Origin of the sequence: Rhodococcoides kyotonense, assembly GCF_001645385.1 — a bacterium.
Lineage (GTDB): Bacteria > Actinomycetota > Actinomycetes > Mycobacteriales > Mycobacteriaceae > Rhodococcoides > Rhodococcoides kyotonensis_B.
Genome location: NZ_LVHI01000005.1, coordinates 59593 through 81754, shown reverse-complemented (window position 1 = coordinate 81754; position 22162 = coordinate 59593). Strand labels below are relative to the sequence as shown.

Below are 22162 nucleotides of genomic sequence, written 5' to 3'. Positions count from 1 at the left end.
TGCGGTAACTGTGCATATCGCAGCACGCGAGCCTGAATCACGACCGGGATGTCCGGTGTCCGGCGCGATTGCCCCGCCGCTTCCCGGTCCGAGTCTCATTCGTTTGAATGACGTACCAGCAGCGTCCAGTCGTTCGGATGAATGACTGGGCCAAAGGCTGTCGCCGAGCATACGTCTCAAAGCTCAACGCACTGGAGGTACCGGTGAGCTCGGGTCAGCGTCCAACTATGAGTTTGCATCTGCGGATGCGTATTGGCTCGGACGGTGGGAGAGTAGTGCGGCAGATGGCCGTATTTCTTGCGATGGGGGACGGCATGCCGGCAGTCAGCGACGCCCCATCTCCGGATAGGCGGCGCGGGCATGCCGAGGCAACCCGGACGTCCATTTTCGACGCTGCGGCACGCGAGTTCGCTCGACATGGCTACGTAGCCGCTTCGATCAACGCCATCCTCGCCGAGTGCGGTTACACGAAGGGCGGGTTCTACTTTCACTTCGCCTCGAAAGTCGACCTCGCCCATGCTGTGGTCGATGCTGCCACCGCACGGTACGCGGCAATCGCGGAGCAGTGGCAGAGTGCTCCGGGGGATCCGCTCGACGTCCTCGCCGAGCTGGTCGATGCCCTTGCCGCCGCTTTCGTATCCGATCGCATGCTGCGGGCAGAGGTACACCTGTCGATCACACCAGACCTGCACTGCCAGGGCGCAGACACTGGCGGTCGAGCCTGGGAGGCTGCGGCGCTCGACCTTGTGGAGCGAGCACAGACCCTGGGCCACCTCGACCGTGGCGTCGACGCCTGTGCGATGGTGCGGGCTCTGGCGACCATGCTGGCTGGCTACCGCTACTTGGCCGAACCTGATGTCGACCTCGGTACTCTTCGTGACCGGTTCTCGGAAAGTGTTCGAGTGGTCGTCTCGGCGAAAAGTGCAACAAACACCGACTGGCGGCGCCCCGACTGCGTCGACGCGGCCTTAGAGGTCGTCGAGTGCGACGAATCCGTCCTGTAGGGCTCGGGCAACCAGTGCTGCTTTGGTCGGTGCGGGACGCCCGACCTTGGCGTACTTGTCGCGGATACGAACGAGGTGGGTATTGATCGTTCCCAGTGCGATGTGCAGCCGTGCTGCGGCACCGACTTTGGAGTCGCAGTCGAACCATGCCTTCAACACGTCGATCTCACGCTGACTCAACCCGGCCTTGGCGTACATCGGGAAAGTTGCAGACGTCGAGACAGAACTGTGCACGTTGCCGGTGCGGGCGCGCGGGCGCTCCGAGGTCAGGCCGGGGATGACCTGGCCGGCGGGCATCGGGCGCTGCACGTGCCCGATTGCCTGTAGCGGTGCGGAAGGTTCGGGGAGCGGGCGAGGGGTGGTGAGCACGATGTCGTCTCCTGTACATCCAACCTGAGTAGTCGCAGAAGGGAACGCGGCGATCGCACCTGACTGCCGAACAGTGAGTTCGGCAAGGGCGGCGGCGAGGGCTGAGACTCGACAGCGACTGAGAGGGGGTGGTCACGAACGTCGTCGAGGTCGACGGCTGTCGTGGGCCGACTCCTCGGTGCCGAGAGCTGTTGTGCAGCAGTACGGCACACGAGGGTTATGCGCGGGGTGAGGCAATCTGACCATGGCCCCGAATCAGCTGCAACACAAACGAATTCGACTTAAAGCCATACAGTGGTCACCTACCTACAGTTGCTTGTAGTTCGAACTACACCAGGCATCTTGTACAGCCCGGTTGGTATAGTTCGGCGTTCGTACCTGGATGTGTGACCTTGGTGAGGGTGGTGTTCCTGTGACGGCCAGATCGACCCCGCGCGACGAACTGTTGCAGGCCGGATCTCGGTTGCTAGGCCGCGTGGACACGACGGAAGTCGCGCGGACACTGTCGATCTCGTCCGTCGTCGAGGAGGCAGGACTGTCACACCAGACGTTCCACAACACCTACCCGGGCAACTCGCGGGGCGGGGGAACGGGCGGGAAGGAAGCCTTCGTGGCGGACCTGCTTGCCAATTTGACCGTGCAGTACACCGGGATCAGCGCATCTTCGGCTCCTTCGGAACGATCCGGCGAATCGGCAGCGCCGGCGGCAACGCTGTTCGGCGATCTGACGTCCGGACTACTACGCCGCCGCCTTCTCGCGGCTTTGCTGGCGAGCGACCACGAGGGGGCGCGTAAGGCAGTCGTTCCAGAGTTCGAACGCCTCGATGCCGATTTCCGCTCGCTGGTGGGTGATGCGGTGCAGTCTCGCGGCGGATCGGTCCGCCAACCGTTGTCGCTGTCGAGTTTGTCGACGATTCTGAGCGCTTTGATCGACGGTCTGGCGCTCCGTGAGATGCTCACTCCCGGCTCGATTTCCGCGAGTGATGTTCAGGCTGCGACCGATTCGATTCTCCGGTGGGCCATCGACCCGATTCATTCAGATCGCACCAGCCCGTCGTCCGAGCCGGTCGACTCCGGTGACGGCTTGGATCCACTGCGCCCGGACCTCGAAGCAGACGTCATCGCCGCCACCGAGACGCTGTTCGTCGACAATGGCTACTTTCTGGTCACTCTCGCCGACATCGCGGCTTCCGCGCGAATCCGGGTGGAGGATCTGCGCCGGTTGTTCCCGAGCAAGATCGACATCATCGTCGCAGCGTTGACACCGGAGTTCGAACGGGTCCAACGGCTGCGCCGCGCGGATGAGAAACTCGACGTCGAGCCGGCGCTGGCGCTGCAGCGCACACTGATCGCCCTGGGGGAGTTCGTGATCGGGAACCGGGCGATGAGCTCGGGGATGCTGTTGGCGCTGACGTTCGAGCAATTTCAACAGCCGAGCACCGTCACCACTGTGATGGAGAACCTCTATCTGCCCTCGGCGGTCGTTCCGATTCTCGACCGTGGACGCGCGGACGGGGTGTTCGGGGGCGATGCCCCGGTCATCGAGGTGGCCATCATGCTCACCAACAACGTTCTCTTCCGCTGCCTCACGCGCCCGCACGAATCCGCAGGCGATGTCGTCGACGGTGTGCTGCGTGTACTGCTGCCCGGCGTCACGGTGCGTCCGCAGTGAGAGCACCTCAGTCGCAGCGACAGTCGAACCACATGCCGTGACCGAGATCGACACCGCCGATGTGTCGCTGTGGGACAAGCTGGAAAGCCGTTCCCAGCGTCTGCTCGACGATATCGCGTCCACGAGAATCGACGGCCACGACGACGTGGAGTGGTATGTCCGCCGCGATATCGAAGCAGACCTGCTCGAACGAGTCCTGCGCTCCGGGTCCGAACCGCAGATCCTCGTCGGTGAGGCGGGCCACGGCAAGTCGACGTTGCTGTGGTCACTGCACCGGGCCTTGAGCGAGTGTGCACGATCACCGCTGCTGGTCTCGGCCGCATGGCTGCAACGAGATGCCAGCGGCGGCGCCGACTTCTCGAACACCGACATCGTCTCGGCGATCCGGTCTCGGCCTGGGGCGATGCTGCTGCTCGATACCGCGGATCTGCTGCTGCACGATCGCTCCGCCCGGGATCAGGTCGTCGACCTGATCGACGAGCTTGCCCGCGCCGGGGTGCCCATCGTCCTGACGACCAGACCGCAGGAAGCCCGCAGTCTGCCCGCCGCCCTCGGACGTAAGGTCGTTCTCGGCCCGTATGCCCCGCACACCGAACTACCCGCCGCACTCGAGGCGCTGATCGGTGAATTCACTGCCGATCGGGGCGGTCTTCCCGAACGCCCTGTCGAGGCGATTCAGTCCGCTCGCGCCCGCGGCACGCTCGTCGACGAGGTCTGTACCAGTCCGTTGCTGCTGCGGTTGTTGTTCTCTCTGTCGGCACCGGAGTTTCCGCATCTCGAGCTCGATGTCACCGAACTGTACGAGCTGTTCTGGGAGCGGCGGATCGTCACCGATCACCGGCTCGGCAAGTACATCTATCGGGGCGATGCCGACGACCTCTCCGATACCGCCGGGTTCCTGGGAATCGCGATGCTGGCACTGGGGACTCCCGAACCACCGCTCGACGCCCTCGTTCGCCGAGCGGCCCACGTTGCAGCGGCGAGTGATCAGCCCATCGCCGAACGCGAGTTGCGAACGCACGTTCACACCCTGGTACGGCGCGGAGTTCTGATCGCCACAGGCGACCGTGTGCGTTTTCTGCATCAAACGTTCTTCGAGTATGCGGCAGCTCGAGGTCTTGCGGCCCGCGGGGCCGACGACGAACTGCATCGCGTGATCGAACGACTCGCCGCGACGCCGGATGATCTGTTTCTCGGCGCTGTTGCCGAACAGTTGTTGATCGTGATGGGGTCGGATCCGTTGGCACAGCCCGCTGTTCGCGACAGTTGCCGAACCTTGCTCGAATCACCCCACCCGAGTGTGGTGTCGATCGGCATGACCACATGGGCGCACCACCCAGACCTGTTCGACCTGTCCGTCAGCGTTCTCGAGGCCATGCCGCCGGACCAGCTGCACAGATTTCTGCGCACCGTACCGCGCGTGCACAGTCATACCGATTCTGTCGCACGACATCTCGCGCTGATGTGGGAAGCACATCCACGATTGCACACCTCGATCGTCACCACGGCCGCGCAGCTCGCCGGCCGGGCACCGACTGCGATGGCCGCACTGGTTCGCGCTACCGAGATGTACAGCGAACTCGTACGCACCGAGCTGAAATTTCTCCAGTCGAATCACGAACCGCGCACGCTCCTCGAACTTCTGGCACCGACGACGCCGGACCTCGCCCGCGCGGGCTTCACCATCGCTATCGACGGCCTCGCAGCCGACACGCCGGAACGAGCAGGCTCGGACGACACGCGAGCAAGCGAACGGCGTCGTCAGGGCAAACACACCATCGCCCGCTACCTACAGTCAATCGCCGAACACTGGGCATGGTTGCACGGCAGCGACTTCCTGAACGAGCTTCGGCTGCGAACCACGTCCATGCAGGCAGCATCGAACGACAGCGATGCAGTCGATGTACGCGACGCTCTCGCCAGCGTGGTTGCGGCCGACCTTAAACGCCGGTTGACGACAGACTGGAGGGCGCTGCAGTGGATCGAGTGGGTCGTGCAGGTGTGCTCAGCCCTGGACGCCGCCGGCGGTGACCAGGATCCTGTGGTCGGTGCCGATCTGATCGCCCTCGGCATGATGCTGCGCACCTTTCGGTCCCCGGCAGACGATCCGACCATCGAGGCCACGTTGGACCGGCTGTTCGCCTTGTCCAGCCCAGCAGCCCCCCGACAGCTCGCGCGTGGATGCCTCAAATACGTCCTGACCGAGGAATGCCCGGCGCGAGAGGCGGTCATCGGCCGACTGTCGGCGATGATCGACACCCACCTACCCGCCGAACACCAGAACTTCACCCTTGGCGAGCACCTGTGGGCCGCCGTCGCCCGCTCGGTGTTGATGGACGCAGCGATCCCCGCCCCGATCGTCTACCGATCGCTGACGGCCGCAGCCGCCACGTATCGCAGTAACGACTCGCTCTGGCGCGCAGCCGATCACCTCGTCGCGTTGGCGCCGGCCGCGCTTGTCTGCGGTGACAGCGCTGCGCAGGCGGCCGTCGACGCCCTCGCGCAGGTGAAGCCGTACGATGATGCCGGCATACAAGCGGCGAACCTATTTCTCGTGCACGCACGAAACCGTGCCGCGCACCACCCGCAGGTGCTCGTTCCCGCGGGCCTGCCCATCGCCCACCGCATCAACAGAACCGGCTTCGTCAAAGACCTGCTGCTGCGCGGCGAAACCCATCACGTGCTCATCACCCACACCCCGCGTCTCGAGTACTGGATCGAAGAGCTGGTCACCGGCGGCGACCGGCAGCAGCAACAAGGTTCGGCGCTGCTGCGCCTGTTGGTCGGCGACGAAATCCTCACGCCATCTGTCGATACGCTCGTCGATCGGCTCGAACGTCTGACCGATCCCAAGGCCAAGGCTGATCTCCTCCTCGCCATCGGCGTACGCGCACAGCAGACCGACACCATCGACCGCGCCATCGCTCTGCTCTCGACGTACGTCAGCGTCGTCGCCGACCCAGTCCCCGCGATCGCCCCACACCCTGACACCCACCGCAGCGCGACCATCGCCGAAGCAGCTCGCACCGCACTCCTGGAATTGCTTACCCACGAACCGAATCCACCGGTCGACACCTGGCCCACGGTGTATGGGTTGACGTTCGCGCCACGCCTGCTCGGCACACAGCAGGTCGATGTGGCAGGGTTCTGGCATCTGGCACGCTTCATCAGATTCGAGGCAGAGCGAGGACGCGTCGACGACGCGCTCGAACACCTTCATCGAACATGTCTCCGTGTCGCTGACCTGTCCAAGAAACTCGCCCACAACGCATCGAACAGGATGAAAGGTGCCGTCTCGGCCGTTCTTCGCCGAGCCCAGGAATATCACTACGACACTCTTGCGGGACTGGTCGACATCGCGCCGTCTCAGACTTCTACGCAACTGATCCACGGGCTGTTGGACAACGCGCTCTTCGCCCACCGCGCCCAAGAGCTAGGTCACCGCCTTCGCGTCAGACCGCGTGTGATCGGCACCGGTACATTCCCCGAAATCCTCGACCCGGTCGGTGACACCACCGCGCCACCCCGGCGAACAGTGACCGAGTCCGACCGCAGCGTGCCCGAGGGGCAGTCCCGCTCCGTCCTCGGTGATGGAGGGCTCGAAACTCCCGACGCCGCAGCGAGAGTCGGTGCGGCCTTTCAACGCTTCGTCGACCGTCGACGAGAGTTCATGCAGGCAACGAACACCGCATTCGACAGGCTCGAGCAACACTTCCCCGACATGAACCGAACTGTGAGGGCTGAGCGGTTCGGCGTATCGAGAACCACATTCGAAAAACTCATTGCCTCGAAGTACTGGCGGCCGCCCAACGAGGAATTATGCCGACGGATCGACGCCGTCGGCTCCGACATCGGCTGCGATTTCGGGCTCGTATCTTCTCTGCGCAGCTACGAGACAGCGGAACAGGACTTCGAGGACGCCAGCAAACCGCGGCTCATCTGACCAGGTCACAGCACCGAAAGTCAGGCTGGGTCGATGTTTGCCTGTTCGCGAACACGAGAACACAGCTGCGCTCGAGATGTGGTGAACGAGTCCACATCCGATGTCCCGCCGCCGTCGCACAGGCGAGGTGGGACACGCCCTCGAAAGGCTCCGCCATGACCACGGCAGACCCACACAAGCCCGCCCACCACGCACTACAGCTCGTCCGCTCCATCGCCTTGTCCGTGCCCGCGTACCGCCGTTTGCTCGACGACAACGGCATCGATCTCAGCGTCATCGCTACCATGGATGACCTGGTCGCGCTGCCCACGACGTCCAAGGACACCTACCGCCGCACCAACACCCTGGCCGAGCTTCACAGCGGCCGCCCCGAAGACGTCGAAACCATCTCCAGTAGCGCCGGATCATCCGGTGTACCGACGTTCTGGCCGCGCGGGCAGAGCAGCACCGATCACGGCGCATCGATGTTCGGCACCGTTCTGCGCGACTGCGCCGACACCCAGCACCGGCCGACCCTGGCCGTGGTGACGTTCCCGTCGGGCCCCTACGTCGGTGGATCGTTCATGTACTCGATGCTGCTCGAACTTCGCCGGCGCGGCCACAAGATCTCCATCGCCACACCGGGAATGGACATCGAGGCGATCATCGCGGTGATCGCCGAAGCCGCACCCCTATATCGGCAGATCGTCCTGTTCGCCTACCCGCCGATCGCGCGCGACCTGCTCGACGCCCACGGCGATCTACTCGCACAGCACAATGCCGTGATCGTCGTCGGCGGCGAGCCGGTCAGCGAAGCCTGGCGATCACTGGTGCACTCCATGCTCGACGACGCCGGCGGTGACCGGGTTCGAGTGGTGTACGGGGCGACCGACGTCGGATTCGTCGGGTACGAAACCGCGGCCACGATCGCCATCCGCTCAGCCGCAGCACGTGATTCGACATTGAATCGCGTGATGTTCGGTGACGACTACACTGGTGAGGGACTCGTGCAACAACCCGCCTTCGTGCAATACGAGCCCGATTACACCTACATCGAGGTCGACGACGAAGGTTGCCTTCTGTTCACCGTCGGAGGTGTGTTGCCGCTGGTGCGCTACCGCGTCAACGACCGCGGCCTGGCCCTGTCCGGCGTCGACATCCGCGACCGACTCGAACAAGCCGGATACCGAACTCTCGCAGCAGATATCGACCCGCACGGTTTCTATCTGCTGGTTCATGGTCGGACCGACGTCTCGGCGATCTACAGTGCAGTCAACATCTATCCCGACTACTTCCGGCCGGCCGTCGAACACATCTCGCTCGCCACGCGGCTGACCGGACGATTCATCGCCCGCTGCGACACCGATGCCGATCAACGACAGACCCTCGTTCTCGACGTCGAGCTTCGCGCCCACCAGCATCCGGACGACGAAACAGCCGAGCACGTTCGGCAACTCTCGATCGCCAGCTTGCGGCAACTGAGCGCCGAATACCGCGTCGTACACGATCGCCGAGGCAAAGCCGCCGAACCTGTCGTAAGGCTTCAGCCCTTCGGCGGCGACGGCTTCGTGACCGGCGGCAAACAGAAATCGATCGGCTGAGCAGCGGCAACCGGCAAACTACAGAGGTACCTCACGTGCACCGCACTCCACCGGAGTGCGGTGCACGTGCACGTCATGGGGGGCTTGAACGGCCCCGATACCCGTCAGCTAGGCCACATGCTGTTGGCGTCTCGGCGTCGGTTGTTCTTGTCTCGGGAACGTCGTGCCGCGTGAGTGTCGGGTGCTCCCGGGCTGCGTCAGACAGGAAGTCCGTCGATGCTCATCTCATGCGGGCGACTCGGTAGACGGAGTGGGCTGAGCTGAACACCGTGGCGGCGTCGACGGTCCACCAATGCTCGAGACAGAAATACACTGCTCAGGCGGCGCGACGCCGGTCTCGGCGCCGACGCAGAGCACGGGCCGCGTCGACAACGCACATGATCAACAGTGCGGCGGCCGCCGCGATCAGGACCACGATCGCGGCGATGATCAGCGGAATGAGTACCGAGTACATGTGCTCTAGCTGTGCGGCTTTCGTTCGGCGTTCGCGGTGTCCACGTCGTAGTCGTCGGCGAATACCAGCCTGCCGTCGTCGAGCGCGATCGCCCATCGATGCGGAGGCGCCCACGTGCGTCCGAGATCCGCGTCCGCGATCTGGGATGCCCCGAAGTCGTCGACGACGGTGCCACGAGCTACTTCTCCGCCCGGCCGCCGAACTTCGACTTTGTCACCAACGGAATGCTCAGCTGTAGTGACATCTGACGAATCGGTCATCACTGCATTAGAGCAGAACAGGATTGCGGCACGTCTATCGCGTACCGAAATCCTCCCTGCTGGCCATTAGGTGACCTGGTATCGATGTCGCGCTCGAATCGTGGCCCCGGTGTGAGTGAGGATCGTTCTCGCCTCCCCTGTCGTAGACGGGACGGTGCTGTGGTGCGAAACAAAAGATCCCGGTGAATCCCTGCCTGTAGTGATGACGCGCAACAAAGTTCAAGAACCGATTGACCAAGCAGTTCAGTTTCGCGTTGAAATACATACTGCACGATTGTTTTGGAGTGCAATGGCAGCTTCGGGAATGTTCCTCATTGGCTCGGTCTGGCGTTGGCAGCTCTCACACCACACCCCTCGGAGTTCGCCTTGATCACCCACACATCGCCGCCCAGGCCGGGCTCGTTTCCATCCGATCCCGGCCCGCGTCCCAATAGACGACGCGGGGACCTGCCGCGAGGTGTGGGCCCTCGACGCCTCGGTGGTGTCGCCGGCGGTGGGCTACACCAGCGTTCGACCGCGGTCACCGGCGGGTCGTGGTCGTTGGTTGTAGCGACACCGTCCGGGACCCCGGATTTGTGGTCACGCTATATCGAGGGGGCGTGGGAGTCCTATACGCGGCACGGCGTCACGGCCGCGCTCGATCTCGACGACGTGGCCACGGGCGCGAGGACCACCCTGTTCTATGCGGTGCTCGACCAGGCCGGCCGGATGCTCGGTGGAGTGCGGGCACAAGGGCCCTACGGATCGGTCGAGCAGTCGCATGTGCTCACCGAATGGGCACACTCCGATGGACTCGCGGCGGTCACCGCGCACCTGCATCGCCGGTTGCCGCACGGAATGGTGGAGATGAAGACCGCGTGGGTCGATGCCGGTGCGACGGGTCGCACCGTATCCACGGTGCTTGCCCGCACTGCGTTGCCGACACTGGAACTGACCGGGGCGCGGTATCTGTTTGCCAGCGCCGCTGATCACGTGCTGCGGTTATGGGGGTGCTCCGGGGGACAGATCGCGACCGACATTCCGCCGGCCGCATACCCGAGCGAGAACTATCGGACCGCTCTGATGTGGTGGGACAGAACCACTCTGGCCGAGGTGGCCGATCCGGTGATCTGGGCGGACATGGTCACCGAGTCTGCTGCATTGTGCGGCTACGATCGCCGAGCCCACGCCGCCGCGGCCGCCTGACGTGCGGCGTAGAGGTGTGTCTCTCCAGAGTGCACGTGCGGCAACGGGTTCGGGCCTCGCCCCTCACTCCAGCGTGAGTGTTCCGCCGTGGCAGGCGCGGTCACGGCCGGTGTTCTTCGCCTCGTACAGCGCGATGTCGGCGGCGTGCACGACCTCGTCGATGTCGTGCGAGACGCGCCTGCCGTTGCCGTCGCCGTTGCTGTTGCCCGGTCTGGCGGAGGTAGGACGGTGTAGGTCGAGGGTGATCGAGCCGATGCTGACGGTGACCGTGCAGTCCGACCGGATACGGTGCAGTACACGCTCGGCGAGGTCGATCTCGGACTCGTGTGGGGCGAGGATCAGAAACTCTTCACCGCCGATTCTCGCGACGACCGCGGCAGGTTCCCCGATGGCGTCGACGGCTCGGGTGAGTGCGCGTGCGACCGAGGTGAGTGCACGGTCCCCGGCGGCGTGCCCGTCAGTGTCGTTGACGGTTTTGAACAAGTCGATGTCGACCACCAGCGCTGACACCGCACGCCCACGTTCAGTTGCGGTGTCGAGGAGGGTTTCGGCGCGGGCGAGCAAGCCTCGTCGGTTCTGCAGACCGGTCAGCGGGTCGGTACTCGCGAGCACGTGCAGCTTGTCGTTGACCGCGGCCAGAGCGCAGCGAAGGCTGGTGATCAGCACGACGGGCACCAACACTGCGGTGACGGCCGCACCGATCGCAATCGCGGTCACAGCCCATCCAGACGAGCTGAGGCTCGTCACCGACAGCGCCGTTGCCATCGCCATTGATATCGCAGTCAACGCCGCAGTGACCCGCGGCGGGGATTCGGAGGCTGCAATTGCGGGCACGATCGCCAACATCGCCGTCACAGCGCGTGTTCCGGCTGGGTCGGCGATCAAATGAGCGCTGATCGCGACCCCGGCCATGCCCCCGAACCCCAGAGCGGCGAACTGCACCTCGCTCAGCCGGCCCACCTGGGCGGCGAATGCAACGGTGACCGCGGTGAACGACAGCACCGCCATCAGCAGCGGCAACGCGTTCGGCTTCAAGAATGTCGGGGAGATCAGTGCGATCACCAATAGTGGTACCGCACCGCTGGCGCTGATGATGACCATCGCGGTTCGGGTGTCGAACCGCGTGCGCCAGGTACTCGCACGTGCACGCATCGACGGCCCCGCGCCGGGACCGTCCGGGGACGGCAGGCTGCGTTGGTGCACGGTCATCGTCGCACGCCTCGAATCATCACCGGATCGCCCGAACCTTGTCTTTCCGCGGTCCGCGGTACGGCTGCTGTGGGCTGCGGCGGTGCGAGCTCATAGCTGTTCATTCGGTGCAGATCTCGGGAAGGTGTGGGTCGAGCGTGCAACGTCACAGCCGAACATGTGATCCGGTGTGCCGCACGCCTACCAGAGCGTAACGTTCTGATCGGTTGCTCAGCGTGCACATCAGCTGCAACGTCGACGCCGCGTCGACGTGCTGTGTCGGCGATGCACCACCACTCGTGACGTCGTCGCCGTCGTTGTCGAGTCGAGTCACGCTGCGGTGGTGTGTGCACCCCGTCGACGAGGGGGACAGGAGTCGGTCCGCTCCGAGGGCGGTGAGCATTTTCGTCACCGGGCGAGTGGGAGCGAACAGACGAAGCCGGCCGGCACAGGATTCTGCAGCGTCGACGAGAACGGACGCGGCACCGGAATACAGGAAGGTGACGCCAGAGCAGTCGACGTCGATCACACCGTCGCCCGAGACGACACCAGCCAGGACATCGGTCAGCGCGCTGCACGCCTGCATGTCGAATTCCCCGACCAGACGCAATACGGCGTAGTCGGCCGAATATCTTTCGACGTCGATATCGAAGCGCGGGCCGTCCTCGCTCGCGGCCACACAGTTGGGGAACGTCGGAGCAGTATGAACAGTCAAAGGAGCGGCCTTTCATCGCGTCGATTCCGTACGTGGTGAACGGGGATGTTTCGACAGAAAACTATGTCAACCGCAGATCTCGCATCCGCTCACAGTGTGCAACGTTTTCGACACGCAGATATCACGTTCCAGTCACGGGGTCTCGGGGTGGATGGACGATGCAGCACTCCGTGCAGCACTACACCTGCATACGCACCGATACGGTCTTCACCGGGGAGGGGATCGAGTCCGGCGACGCTGACGCACGCCGCCGCGGCGTGCCGGGGTGCACCGGTTCGCTTTCCACGCTGGAAAGGGTCGCCGCCGCCGGTGTCTCGGGCTTCACGCCAGGCGTGTGCGCGATACCGGGGACTCGACTTCGAGAGGGCATGCGCGATCAGCCACCCGGTGTCGGTGGCGCGAGCTCTGTTTCTCGGTGTGGATGCTCGATTGTGGTTCACCGTGTCGAGTCGGTGTGCTGACGTATGATTTTCGTGCTCGATCACGCCCGCGTGCATAGGCGGTGTCGAGTACGTCCAGATGCGCGGCGTTCATCTCCCGAGAACACGACAGTCGGCTCGATTCGAGCCGTTTTCGTACTCGAGAGTTTTCGGACGTCCGAGGGAAGGACAGCGTGGCCGCACATGGCATCGACATCGCACAACGCTCGCTCAGGACCTGACGATCCGACGCCGGGTGATACGGGGTGGGCCGCCGCGATGGCCGAATTCGCGCGGGAGCTGCGTACACGTCGGATGTCGGTGACCGACACCATCACCGACGTCCTCGAGCGGTCGGTGAAATTGCTCGACGACGCCGACTGCGGATGCGTGACCACGCTGCGGCGCGGTGTCCGTAGCGTCGTCGCCTGCACCGATCCGGTAGCCGAGGAACTGTGTCGGTTGCAGTACGAGTCCGGGGAAGGGCCGATCGACGACGAACTGTGGCACGCGGACACCGTCGTGTCGGCCGACTTGGAAACCGAAACGCGGTGGCCTAGCTTCGCCGCCGTTGCCGTCGATTCGGGGATCTGGTCACTCGCAGCGTTTCGGCTCTACACCGGTCAAGGCGATCTCGGTGCGCTGGTGCTCTACAGCCGCACCGCACACGCCTTCGATTCCGACGCGGTGATCGTGGGGCAGGCAATTGCGGCCCACGCTGCGATCGCCATGCTCGCTGCAGGCGAACGCGAGCAGTACGAGACCGCACTGGCCAGCCGAGACATCATCGGCCAAGCCAAAGGAATGCTGATGGAACGCTACGACCTCGACGCAGTCGCCGCGTTCGATCTACTGATCGCACTCTCGCAGTCGGAGAACATTCCACTGCGCGCGGTCGCGCAGTCGCTCGTCGACGCCGAACACCCGATCAACTCGGTCATCGATAGCCCGAAGCCGTAGCACCGCCCACCGTCGCGGCATCGCTCATCGAGGGCAAACGAATAGCCAGCGCATACTGTGCGCCACCCCTGTCGACCACCCACGGGCCGGGGATCTACTTTCGGTCGGTGCTGTCGGCTGCCGGATTGAACCGACAGCACCTGGCCACGAGCTACTCCCGGGAACAGTTCGAGGCTATGGAGAGCTGTGCCCACATACCGCCCCGCCCAACCCTCTCGCATCCCGCGCCTGCGGACACGCGAGAGATACATCGGCCAAGACACAACGCCCCTGTCGAGTCCTGGATTGGGAAAACTTTTAGGTCGTAATCGAACTGCGTCGACTCAGAGATCTACCGCGCAGTCCGGGACTGGATCGGTCGAGGGTGTCCTACAGGTGGGTCGTCGCGGGTGCGAAGAACCGCATTCGGCAGGTGTCGTGAGACGGCCACGATAGGCGGCGCTCGCAGTGACGTCCCTTGGGCCGAAAGCCTCTCGCTCGGTCTCGGATTGGGACAGTCTCGATCTGTCGGGTGTCGTTGTGTCGGTGGTCGTTTGACGCTGTGGCGGTGGGATGGCCCGAAGACAAGCGCGTCTGGCGAGACCGCAGCTGGGTAGTCAGCGTCGGCGGTTCGCCTGCAGCACAGGGAAAACGTCCCGCAGTGGCACGGCGGTCTCCGGCGGCACGAGGCGTGCTCGTAGGGCGCGGACACCGGGACGGTGACGTAGGGTCGTCGGTAGGTACGTAGTGATGGGTGCACTCGAGCAACGGGTGGCTGTGTCACTGCCGGTTCCCGGGTACAGCGTCGACGCGGGTGATGGACTCGCGTGGCGCAGCTGCCGGGGGTCGCCCTCCCTACGTGGCCGTCGTGTGCGTGAATGTCGCTCCCTGCGTCGGGGACGGGGGACTACCTGTGAAAGGTGCTCTTCGTGACGACACGACCCGACGAGATGCCGACCCACCAGTTGCTCGCGCATGTGATGGCCGAAGCATCGCGTTCGTTCTTCGCCCCTCGAAGCGTCGATGACACCCTCGCGCGTGTGACGGCCAGCGTCGTCGGCCTGATTTCCGGCGCGGACAGTGCCGACATCCTCATGATCGTGGGCAAGCGGACGTTCAGCTCACACGCCCCGACCAGCGATCTACCGGTGCGGTTGGACGAGCTGCAGGAACAGCTGCGGGGGGCGTGTCTGGATGCCGCACGCCACCGACCCGCGGTGGTGGTCAGTGGCGATCTCGCAGCCGACGCCCGGTGGCCGCGATTCGGACCGGCGGCCGCACAAGCGGGGATCAACAGCACCCTTTCCTACACGCTCTACACCGGCGATGACGCGCTCGGTGCGTTGAACATCTTCGCGCGGGAGTTGGATGCGTTCACCGACGACGATGTCGAGATCGGGCTCGCCCTCGCCACCCACGCGGCGATCGCGCTCTACACCGCCAGCAAGAACGAAAAATTCGAGTACGCGTTGGCGTCGCGGGATCTGATCGGGCAGGCCAAGGGAAAGCTCATGGAGCGTCACGGCATCGACGCGGTGCAGGCGTTCGAGCTGCTGTCGAGGTGGTCGCAGGACAGCAACGTCCCGATCACCGTCCTCGCCGAACAGATCGCCGCTGCAGGCCCGCAACCGCGGCACCGTTGATCGTCATCGGAACACAGTGTCGGAGAACAGAACTCGAATTGTCTCTCGACGGTGACCGCACTCGTCGAATGGGTCGACGTCGGCGCCGTCACTGCCGACGCAGCAGGCGTGACCGCCTCGATCGACGATGACCCTCGGCGCCGGAATGCCCCGGCCTCGGATCACCGCCCAGTACTCGCCGTCATCTGGCCCACCACGTCGGCGACACGGCGATTAGCGACGGAAGCGTTCTTCGGAGGTCGCGCCACCGCCTTCCTGCTTGCCGAAGCCGATGCACACAACGAACTAGCCTGACAAGGCGTCGAGTATAGGGTCAGCTCGGCGCCACGTCATACACGACTATGCACTGTGCCGGGCTGCGCACGGCTTCGCGTGGGCTTCGCACGCGAACTGGGGAATTGCGCACGGCCAGGGCTGGTTACGCGTAACACTTCGCGCGAATTACGCGCTTACGCAATATGTTTCGTAAAGTCTTGTTTTGCGCTTGAATGTTCGCAGGCGCTAACCTTCATCGAACAGTGGATCTCTTCCACCGCCTGGGCCGCGCGGACCCTGAGCGGTGGTAGGGCCCAGAGTGAGTGGAGCGTGGATGAACGAGACGTCGGTGTTGCCCGAGGGGTACGACGACTTCGTCGAACAACTCAAGTCTCACGTCCGCGCAGCTCGCACGCGTGCGACACGGGTAGTCAACACTGAATTGCTGTTGCTCTACTGGGATATCGGTCGGGCCATCCTCGATCGACAGGCCGGCGAGACATGGGGTGCGAAAGTCATCGACAGGGTGGCCGCGGACCTTCGGTCCGAGTTCCCCGCGATGCGTGGGTTCTCGCGCAGCAATCTGCACAACATGCGGCGTATCGCCGACACCTGGCCTCGATCGGCAATCGTCCAACAAGCTGTTGGACAATTGCCCTGGGGTCACGTGGTGGCGCTGATCGACCGCGTCGACGACCAGCCGGCACGGGATTGGTACGCCGCAGCGGCAGCCGAACGTGGGTGGTCACGCAACGTTCTGATCCACCAGATAGACAGTCAGCTCGACCGCCGCGTCGGATCGGCGCCGTCGAACTTCGCCGCACAACTACCCGCCGGCGAATCCGAGCTCGTCCAGCAGTTGGTACGGGATCCGTACGTTTTCGACTTCCTCGACCTCACCGATCGGGTAGCCGAACGCGAGCTCGAACACGCTCTGGTGGCGAGGATGGAGCGTGTCCTTCTCGAACTAGGCCACGGGTTCGCCTTCGTCGGCCGGCAGTACCACTTCGAAGTCGATGGCGACGACTTCTACATCGACCTGCTGTTCTTCAACTGGATGCAGTCCCGGTTCGTTGTCGTCGAGCTCAAGGTCGGGCGGTTCCAACCGGAATATCTCGGCAAACTCGGATTTTATGTCTCTTGGGTCGATGACCATCTGCGCGAGCACACACGTCACGCATTCACAATAGGAATCTTGCTGTGCGCTGACCGCAACGACAGCGTTGTTCGATACTCACTCGCTGGTGCCACAGCTCCATTGGCGGTCGCCGGCTACACCTACGACACACTCCCTGAGAACGTGCGCGAGCTGGTTCCCACGGACGGTGAACTCACCACCGCCTTGGACTACGCAGAGCTTTCCGACGTCGAACACACACGTCGCACGCCAGAACACGAATGAACGCGGCCGCGCTGACACGGCGACAGACCGGCCAGCGCATACGGTTCGATGACCTATACGAGACGTGCCATCGCAAGTGGGATGCGTTCGTATCGAGGACAGCCCGCATCCCGCACCACGTTTCGAGCAACGTGAAATGCCGGATTCGGCGACGTAGCAGATCCGTGCGCGGCTGCGCAGCCGAAGGTCCGGGCCCGGCGCTCGCGAACCACAACGGCCCCTTGCGATTTCCCCCAAACTGCGGGAACACGCATGCATCGTCAGGATGCGTTGACGGTGCCGCAACTGTGCATTGCCGCTGGGTGCGCGCCGTGTGCGTAGTGTTTCGTGTGTGCGTACGGTGACACTCGTCGATTCGGCCATGCCCATCCTGTACCTCCAGGGGGGGGCGCCGGGATACTCGTCGAACTGGATCTGACATCGCCCAATTCCGGGCGCCTGGCGTACTTCGGGAATGACTGTGCGGGGATCTACACCGGCGCCACCTACGGAGTCACGGAGGTCGTCACCGAGGGTCTCGACGGCGCACCCGACGACGATCTGGACGACTGGAAGACCGTCGAGGAAGCGACGATCGAGACCACCTCACAGCTTCGACTTCTTCCGCATCCAGCCACACACGTCCAGACTCTCGAAGCACTGGCTGCAACCGCGATCACGATGCCCGACACCGCACCGGGGGCAGGTATGGGGTGCGTGTGTCGGCCCGCGGACGGGACGTGCACCGTTCCGATGTGACCGTGCGCCTGCAGATCTGGCCGACGTCCGACGCCGGCGGCTTGCGGGTGCTCAAGACCGGTGACGACTTCGATCCACGATCACTGACGTCGGTCACGCCACGCCGCCACGAACGAGACGAAACCCCGGCCGCACGACCGGCCAACTCCTTGGGGAACGTTGCGGTCAGCTACCACACGTTCCTGATCTCAGGACGTGATACCGATCCGACCGAGACCTACAGCAGTGGTTCGGTAGTCGAAGCCGGCAACGACCTCATCTCGGTGCGCACCGGTATCGCCTCGGGTCCGGTGTCGGTGACCGTCGAGCGATTCGACGGCGACCCCATTCTGGAGTCAGGGGTGCCGCCGATCGACGAATCACAGTGAGAGAGCATCGAAGAGGTAACCATCCTCTGCAAGACGCAGATGTGGTTCATCACTCTCGACGGCGAGGTGTTCGATCGGTTCGGGTCGTTCGAGGGCTCGCGCATCGGGACGCGGACCTTCCGGATCGCCGTGCGAGGTAGAGCATCCATTTGGGACATGATCGTCGACGAGCCCACCGAGCACTACCTGGTCCAAACGTGGGACAGCCGCGGCGGTCCGTCGATGATCACACGCACAAAATGGACCGACGGGGTCTGGGACGAATAACCACGGTCCACGCCTCGCACCCGACGATCGTTGTGCCCACCAAGCGCACAGAAGCATTCACTGCAGGCCGGAACTGCTCGAACTGCAGAAGTCGAAATTCGTCAAGATCTCTTGACGGTGCGGAAATGGCGCTTACCGACGGTACTCTCTGCCGGGCCACGGCCGCTTCGGCTGCCTAGGGTGGGTCCAAACGCCATTCGGCACAGCGAAGGCGTGTCAAATGAACGTGGCGGACAGCGCGACCGAGAAGGGGTGCGAGTGGCGATGAGTTCGTCGGCAACGGTGGCCCGTTGGGTCGATAGCGGCGGCACGTGGCGGGTCGTATCGAACACCGGTCACAGCCGCGCTGTGCACTTGCGCCGGCGACGAGACATGCTGCTTTGAGAAGTGATCGCGAACAGACAGCGATGACCGGCCGCTGTCACCACGTTGACCGTTGATGAGGTCGAGTGAGCGGCCGACGCTGCGGGTCCTCGAATGTGTCGGCCTCGCCCGGTAGCGTGAGCGCGTGGCACCGACACGGCCGGCGACGCAATACCGCTACGACTGGGCATTGTTCGTCGACTGGTGCGCCGCAGCCGAATTGACCTCACTTCCAGCAACTCCGATGACCGTGGCCGAATTTTTAGACGAAAACCCGGCTGGTGATGCGGTGCAGAGACGGCGGGTGTCGGCGATCAACCGCCAGCACCTCGACGCCGACCACTTCCCGCCGGGCAGCGTGACGTCGATCCGTCTCGCTCTCGATGGTGTGCGGAGCGGTCGTATCGGCCGCCTCGCCACACGCCTACGCGCGATCGCGGCCGTACTGCCCACCACTGGCACGGCGGAAGCGTTGTTCGGACGCCGGGATGCGGTCCTGCTGCTGCTCGCGGGTGCCGGCTTGTCCTTCCGGGCGATCGCCGAGCTCGACCACACGGACGTCTCAGTCGACGGGCCGGATGTGTGGATCGGTGGCCGTCATCTCATCCGAATCCCGGCCAATACGGCGGACAGCGAATCTGCCGCTCGAATCTGGAATCGTTGGTGGGAGGTTCTGCACTTCTCCGACCGCTACCCCTCCACGTCGCTGCTCGCAAAACAATTGCAGCGCAGCCGTTTTCCTGACATGGGGGAGTGGCCCCGACGGCCGGGCCCGGTCGCAGTCCCGATCGATCAGTGGGGACACATGCCGTTTCCACCCACACCGATGACACCAGACGCGATCGCCGCGGTCGTCCACGCTTACCTCACCGACATCCCACCAAGGCGCAAAGCCCGCAGACCCAGCCGCCACATCGACGACGAGAACAACCAGGACTTCACTGAAACGTCGACGACCGAACCGGTTTCGGTCGATTTGGATCCGGGATATTACGAACGCGGCGTACAGGCACGCAGCCTGGCTCATACCGCCATGACGGATGTCCCGGGTCTTGTCGACGATATTGAAGACCGGATCGAGCACCTTCTGCAGCGCACCCTCGACCTACTGGACGAAATCGGCGCCGGCGAGCTGTAATTTATTGCATGACTGCGATTTCCGGTGCCACGACCCGAAACACGGAGGTTTCCGACAGCGGATAATACTAGCGCCTGTCCATATGATCTGGCCCATCTGTGCAGCGCTCGTCGCCCAGCAACATCGTCGGCCCGGGGACCCTAACTCAGCGCTTTCGAGAATTCCCAAGGTGCTGCAGATTGGGCAGAAACGGCACTGTCAAGCGCCTCGATCTTGCCGTGAAGGCGATAGGTGTGCGCTCCTGCACCGTCGCGGCGGGTTCGGAATAGCGGCTGGGCGCGATAAGCAGGCGTCCTAGTGTATTCGACGTCAGTGAGTTTATCGGAGACGTCCCATAGCCGTTGTTGTGCTTCGAGGTCGTAGGAGGCTTGGGTGGAGGTGACGACGGTGGGGTAGCCGCGTTGTCCGAGGAAGTCTTTCGGGTCCGTAGAACTGGCCGCCATAGGACGCCGGGGGCGGTCGCGGCTCGCAGGCTGGGAGGGCGGCGCGGTCGGCAAGCTGAGCGAGGAGGGGGGCGGTGAGGTTCGTAGCACCTGCCTAGCGTCGAGAACCTACGCAAATCGCGCCGCAGATCCAAGACCGTCAACTGACCGAAATGCACCAGCCCCGAGTAATCGAAGACCCTGAAAGACATTTCGGTTCCAGAGCTTCTCGACTCTTACTACAGGCTCAGAGCGTCGTGGCGAGTCGCGTTCGAATCGCTGTGACACTTGCGATGCGTCATTCCATAAGATCTCCCTGCTAATCGGAGCTTGAACCCAACCCACAAGGCAACTGAACTCGCGGGGCAGCTCGAATTTTTCGACAGTCCGCCGCGAAGCCAGGGGGTCTCGCATGACAGGTCAGGGGATTGCATCGCGCTCAAACCACGAGATCCACCGGGATTTAAACTCGACGTCTCGTACAACGTCTGCGGAGGTCGGAGGCTCTGCGCCGCGGACGCCGCTGATCCTGTCGCTCTTGGGCCCGTCTCTATCGACGAGAATGTCCGAGAGTTCGCCGAGGCCGCGCTAATCGACTCAGCTCACGGTGGCTACATGCCCATGCCCAACCCCGTAGACGCTCCTGGCCTATCAATACTGATTTCAGGAACGACTATCGCGCGCCCCAGAATATCGCCCCTTGCAAGTTGGTCGTAGGCAGCGGACGCCTGATCGAGGGTGTAGGTCTGCACAGTTACCGCCAACTTCCCTGCGTGAGCAAGGTCCACGACTTCCCACAGTTCCGAGCGGCTTCCCCAGAACGAGCTGCGAACGGACGTCTCGAACGGAAGCCGTCGATACCCCACAGGCAAGGTGCCTCGCCCCACGCCGACCACGTTGATGTCGGAAAAGGTGCCGGCGATACGACCGGCGAGTTCGACCGTCGCCTCGGACCCAACGAAGTCGAAGACCGCATCGACACCGCGGCCGCGGGACAAGTGGAGTATTTCCGCCGCAGCGCCGGGTCCTGCGGTGACAGTGTGGTCAGCTCCGACTGACCGGGCGAGTGCGAGTTTGTCCGAAGTGACATCGACTGCGACGACTGTCGCGGCCCCCACCGCCCGAATTATCTGGATTGCCAAATGGCCCAGTCCGCCTGCGCCGATGACGACCGATATCGTTCCAGGGCCGAGCCTGTCGATCGAAGTCTTTACCGAGTGGTAGGACGTCAGACCTGCGTCGGTCAGCGCGACGGCTTGAATTGGGTCGAGATCACCGAGAGGGATGAGGTGACGCTCATGATCAACCAGCAGATACTCGGCGAGAGCACCGTCTACGGCTATGCCTGGAGGTCGGACGCCAGTGCTGTCGGTGCAGTAGTTCTCCTGCCCTGCAGCGCAATTGCGGCACACCCCGCATCCCCACGGCCCATACACCAGCACGTTAGTACCGGTCTTGAAGTGATTCGCCCCGGCGCCGGCCGCGACCACGATGCCTGCGGCCTCATGTCCGAGCGTCAAGGGCAGTGCGCCGTAGCGGTAGTGTTCCTCCGCGACCGACATGATGTGCAGGTCGGAGTGGCAGATGCCCGCAGCAGTTATTCGTATCAGCACCTGGCCAGGCCCCGGTTCGGGACGGGGTACGTCGACGACCTGTGGTGGTGCACCGAAACTTCGGTATTGCAACGCTCTCAAGATGAACCTCGCTGTCGATAGGCGGAGCCAGAACGCCTCCGTGCCGGGGGAAGCGACGCATCGCGATTCGGGTGCGTAAAGTGCTCGGACAAGACGAAAGACCGAGCAGCCCAGCCCAGCTCGGTTCTTCGCCTTGTCCATTTC

Annotated in this window: 19 protein-coding genes; 13 read left to right on the top strand and 6 right to left on the bottom strand. The window is 63.8% G+C overall.

Annotated features, from left to right (window positions below; translation table 11 throughout):
- Positions 1–107 precede the first annotated feature (107 nt).
- Positions 108–1004 (top strand): TetR family transcriptional regulator, encoded by an 897-nt coding sequence (locus A3K89_RS04595; RefSeq protein ID WP_084423575.1) that lies wholly within the window; start codon positions 108–110, stop codon positions 1002–1004.
- Here A3K89_RS04595 and A3K89_RS26230 read toward each other — a convergent pair.
- Entirely contained in the window at positions 969–1373 is a 405-nt protein-coding gene (locus A3K89_RS26230; protein ID WP_254303416.1) for a LuxR family transcriptional regulator, read from the bottom strand. The two genes, A3K89_RS04595 and A3K89_RS26230, sit on opposite strands and share 36 nt — an antisense overlap.
- A 412-nt stretch (positions 1374–1785) precedes the next feature.
- On the opposite strand from A3K89_RS26230, the gene A3K89_RS04585 reads away from it, so the two are divergent.
- The 3 genes from A3K89_RS04585 to A3K89_RS04575 all read left to right on the top strand — a co-directional run bounded on the left by A3K89_RS04585 (position 1786) and on the right by A3K89_RS04575 (position 8568).
- Positions 1786–3045, top strand: coding sequence for a TetR/AcrR family transcriptional regulator (locus A3K89_RS04585; protein ID WP_157105230.1), 1260 nt, complete (start codon positions 1786–1788; stop codon positions 3043–3045).
- Positions 3046–3082: 37 nt separating this feature from the next.
- Entirely contained in the window at positions 3083–6988 is a 3906-nt protein-coding gene (locus A3K89_RS04580) for a hypothetical protein (RefSeq protein WP_068422487.1), read from the top strand.
- A gap of 155 nt (positions 6989–7143) precedes the next feature.
- Positions 7144–8568: a phenylacetate--CoA ligase family protein gene (locus tag A3K89_RS04575; protein ID WP_068422485.1), complete on the top strand. Its 1425-nt coding sequence runs from the start codon at positions 7144–7146 to the stop codon at positions 8566–8568.
- Positions 8569–8884: 316 nt separating this feature from the next.
- On the opposite strand, the gene A3K89_RS25670 is transcribed toward A3K89_RS04575, so the two are convergent.
- The gene (locus tag A3K89_RS25670; protein WP_157105229.1) at positions 8885–9022 is read right to left on the bottom strand and encodes a hypothetical protein; all 138 of its coding nucleotides are present in this window, start codon (positions 9020–9022) and stop codon (positions 8885–8887) included.
- 5 nt (positions 9023–9027) lie between these two features.
- Positions 9028–9282 carry a hypothetical protein gene (locus A3K89_RS04570; protein WP_068422647.1) on the bottom strand — a complete coding sequence of 85 codons (255 nt, stop codon included), beginning with the start codon at positions 9280–9282 and terminating at the stop codon, positions 9028–9030.
- 573 nt (positions 9283–9855) lie between these two features.
- Here A3K89_RS04570 and A3K89_RS04565 point away from each other — a divergent pair.
- Positions 9856–10467: a hypothetical protein gene (locus tag A3K89_RS04565; RefSeq protein WP_254303415.1), complete on the top strand. Its 612-nt coding sequence runs from the start codon at positions 9856–9858 to the stop codon at positions 10465–10467.
- A gap of 63 nt (positions 10468–10530) precedes the next feature.
- Here the strand turns inward: A3K89_RS04565 and A3K89_RS04560 are convergent, their stop codons facing one another.
- Positions 10531–11676, bottom strand: coding sequence for a GGDEF domain-containing protein (locus A3K89_RS04560; RefSeq protein ID WP_254303414.1), 1146 nt, complete (start codon positions 11674–11676; stop codon positions 10531–10533).
- A gap of 145 nt (positions 11677–11821) precedes the next feature.
- Positions 11822–12370 carry an STAS domain-containing protein gene (locus tag A3K89_RS04550; protein WP_254303413.1) on the bottom strand — a complete coding sequence of 183 codons (549 nt, stop codon included), beginning with the start codon at positions 12368–12370 and terminating at the stop codon, positions 11822–11824.
- A gap of 623 nt (positions 12371–12993) precedes the next feature.
- Between A3K89_RS04550 and A3K89_RS04545 the strand changes: the two genes are divergently transcribed.
- From A3K89_RS04545 to A3K89_RS04510, 8 genes are all read left to right on the top strand, one after another.
- Positions 12994–13749: an ANTAR domain-containing protein gene (locus tag A3K89_RS04545; protein WP_174551362.1), complete on the top strand. Its 756-nt coding sequence runs from the start codon at positions 12994–12996 to the stop codon at positions 13747–13749.
- Positions 13750–14657: 908 nt separating this feature from the next.
- Entirely contained in the window at positions 14658–15371 is a 714-nt protein-coding gene (locus tag A3K89_RS04540; RefSeq protein ID WP_254303412.1) for a GAF and ANTAR domain-containing protein, read from the top strand.
- A gap of 51 nt (positions 15372–15422) precedes the next feature.
- Positions 15423–15665 carry a hypothetical protein gene (locus A3K89_RS04535; protein ID WP_068422474.1) on the top strand — a complete coding sequence of 81 codons (243 nt, stop codon included), beginning with the start codon at positions 15423–15425 and terminating at the stop codon, positions 15663–15665.
- A gap of 295 nt (positions 15666–15960) precedes the next feature.
- On the top strand, positions 15961–17028 hold the full coding sequence (locus A3K89_RS04530) for a PDDEXK nuclease domain-containing protein (protein ID WP_068422471.1): 1068 nt from the start codon (positions 15961–15963) through the stop codon (positions 17026–17028).
- A 327-nt stretch (positions 17029–17355) separates the two neighbouring features.
- Positions 17356–17766, top strand: a complete 411-nt coding sequence (locus A3K89_RS04525; RefSeq protein ID WP_068422468.1) for a hypothetical protein — start codon at positions 17356–17358, stop codon at positions 17764–17766.
- Positions 17763–18134, top strand: coding sequence for a hypothetical protein (locus A3K89_RS04520; RefSeq protein WP_068422465.1), 372 nt, complete (start codon positions 17763–17765; stop codon positions 18132–18134). Before A3K89_RS04525 ends, A3K89_RS04520 begins: the two co-directional genes overlap by 4 nt.
- Before the next feature lie 39 nt (positions 18135–18173).
- Positions 18174–18401, top strand: a complete 228-nt coding sequence (locus A3K89_RS04515; RefSeq protein WP_068422463.1) for a hypothetical protein — start codon at positions 18174–18176, stop codon at positions 18399–18401.
- Between the two features lie 508 nt (positions 18402–18909).
- Positions 18910–19902, top strand: coding sequence for a hypothetical protein (locus A3K89_RS04510; protein WP_068422460.1), 993 nt, complete (start codon positions 18910–18912; stop codon positions 19900–19902).
- Positions 19903–20935: 1033 nt separating this feature from the next.
- Here A3K89_RS04510 and A3K89_RS04505 read toward each other — a convergent pair.
- Entirely contained in the window at positions 20936–22018 is a 1083-nt protein-coding gene (locus A3K89_RS04505; RefSeq protein WP_068422639.1) for an NAD(P)-dependent alcohol dehydrogenase, read from the bottom strand.
- Positions 22019–22162 lie beyond the last annotated feature (144 nt).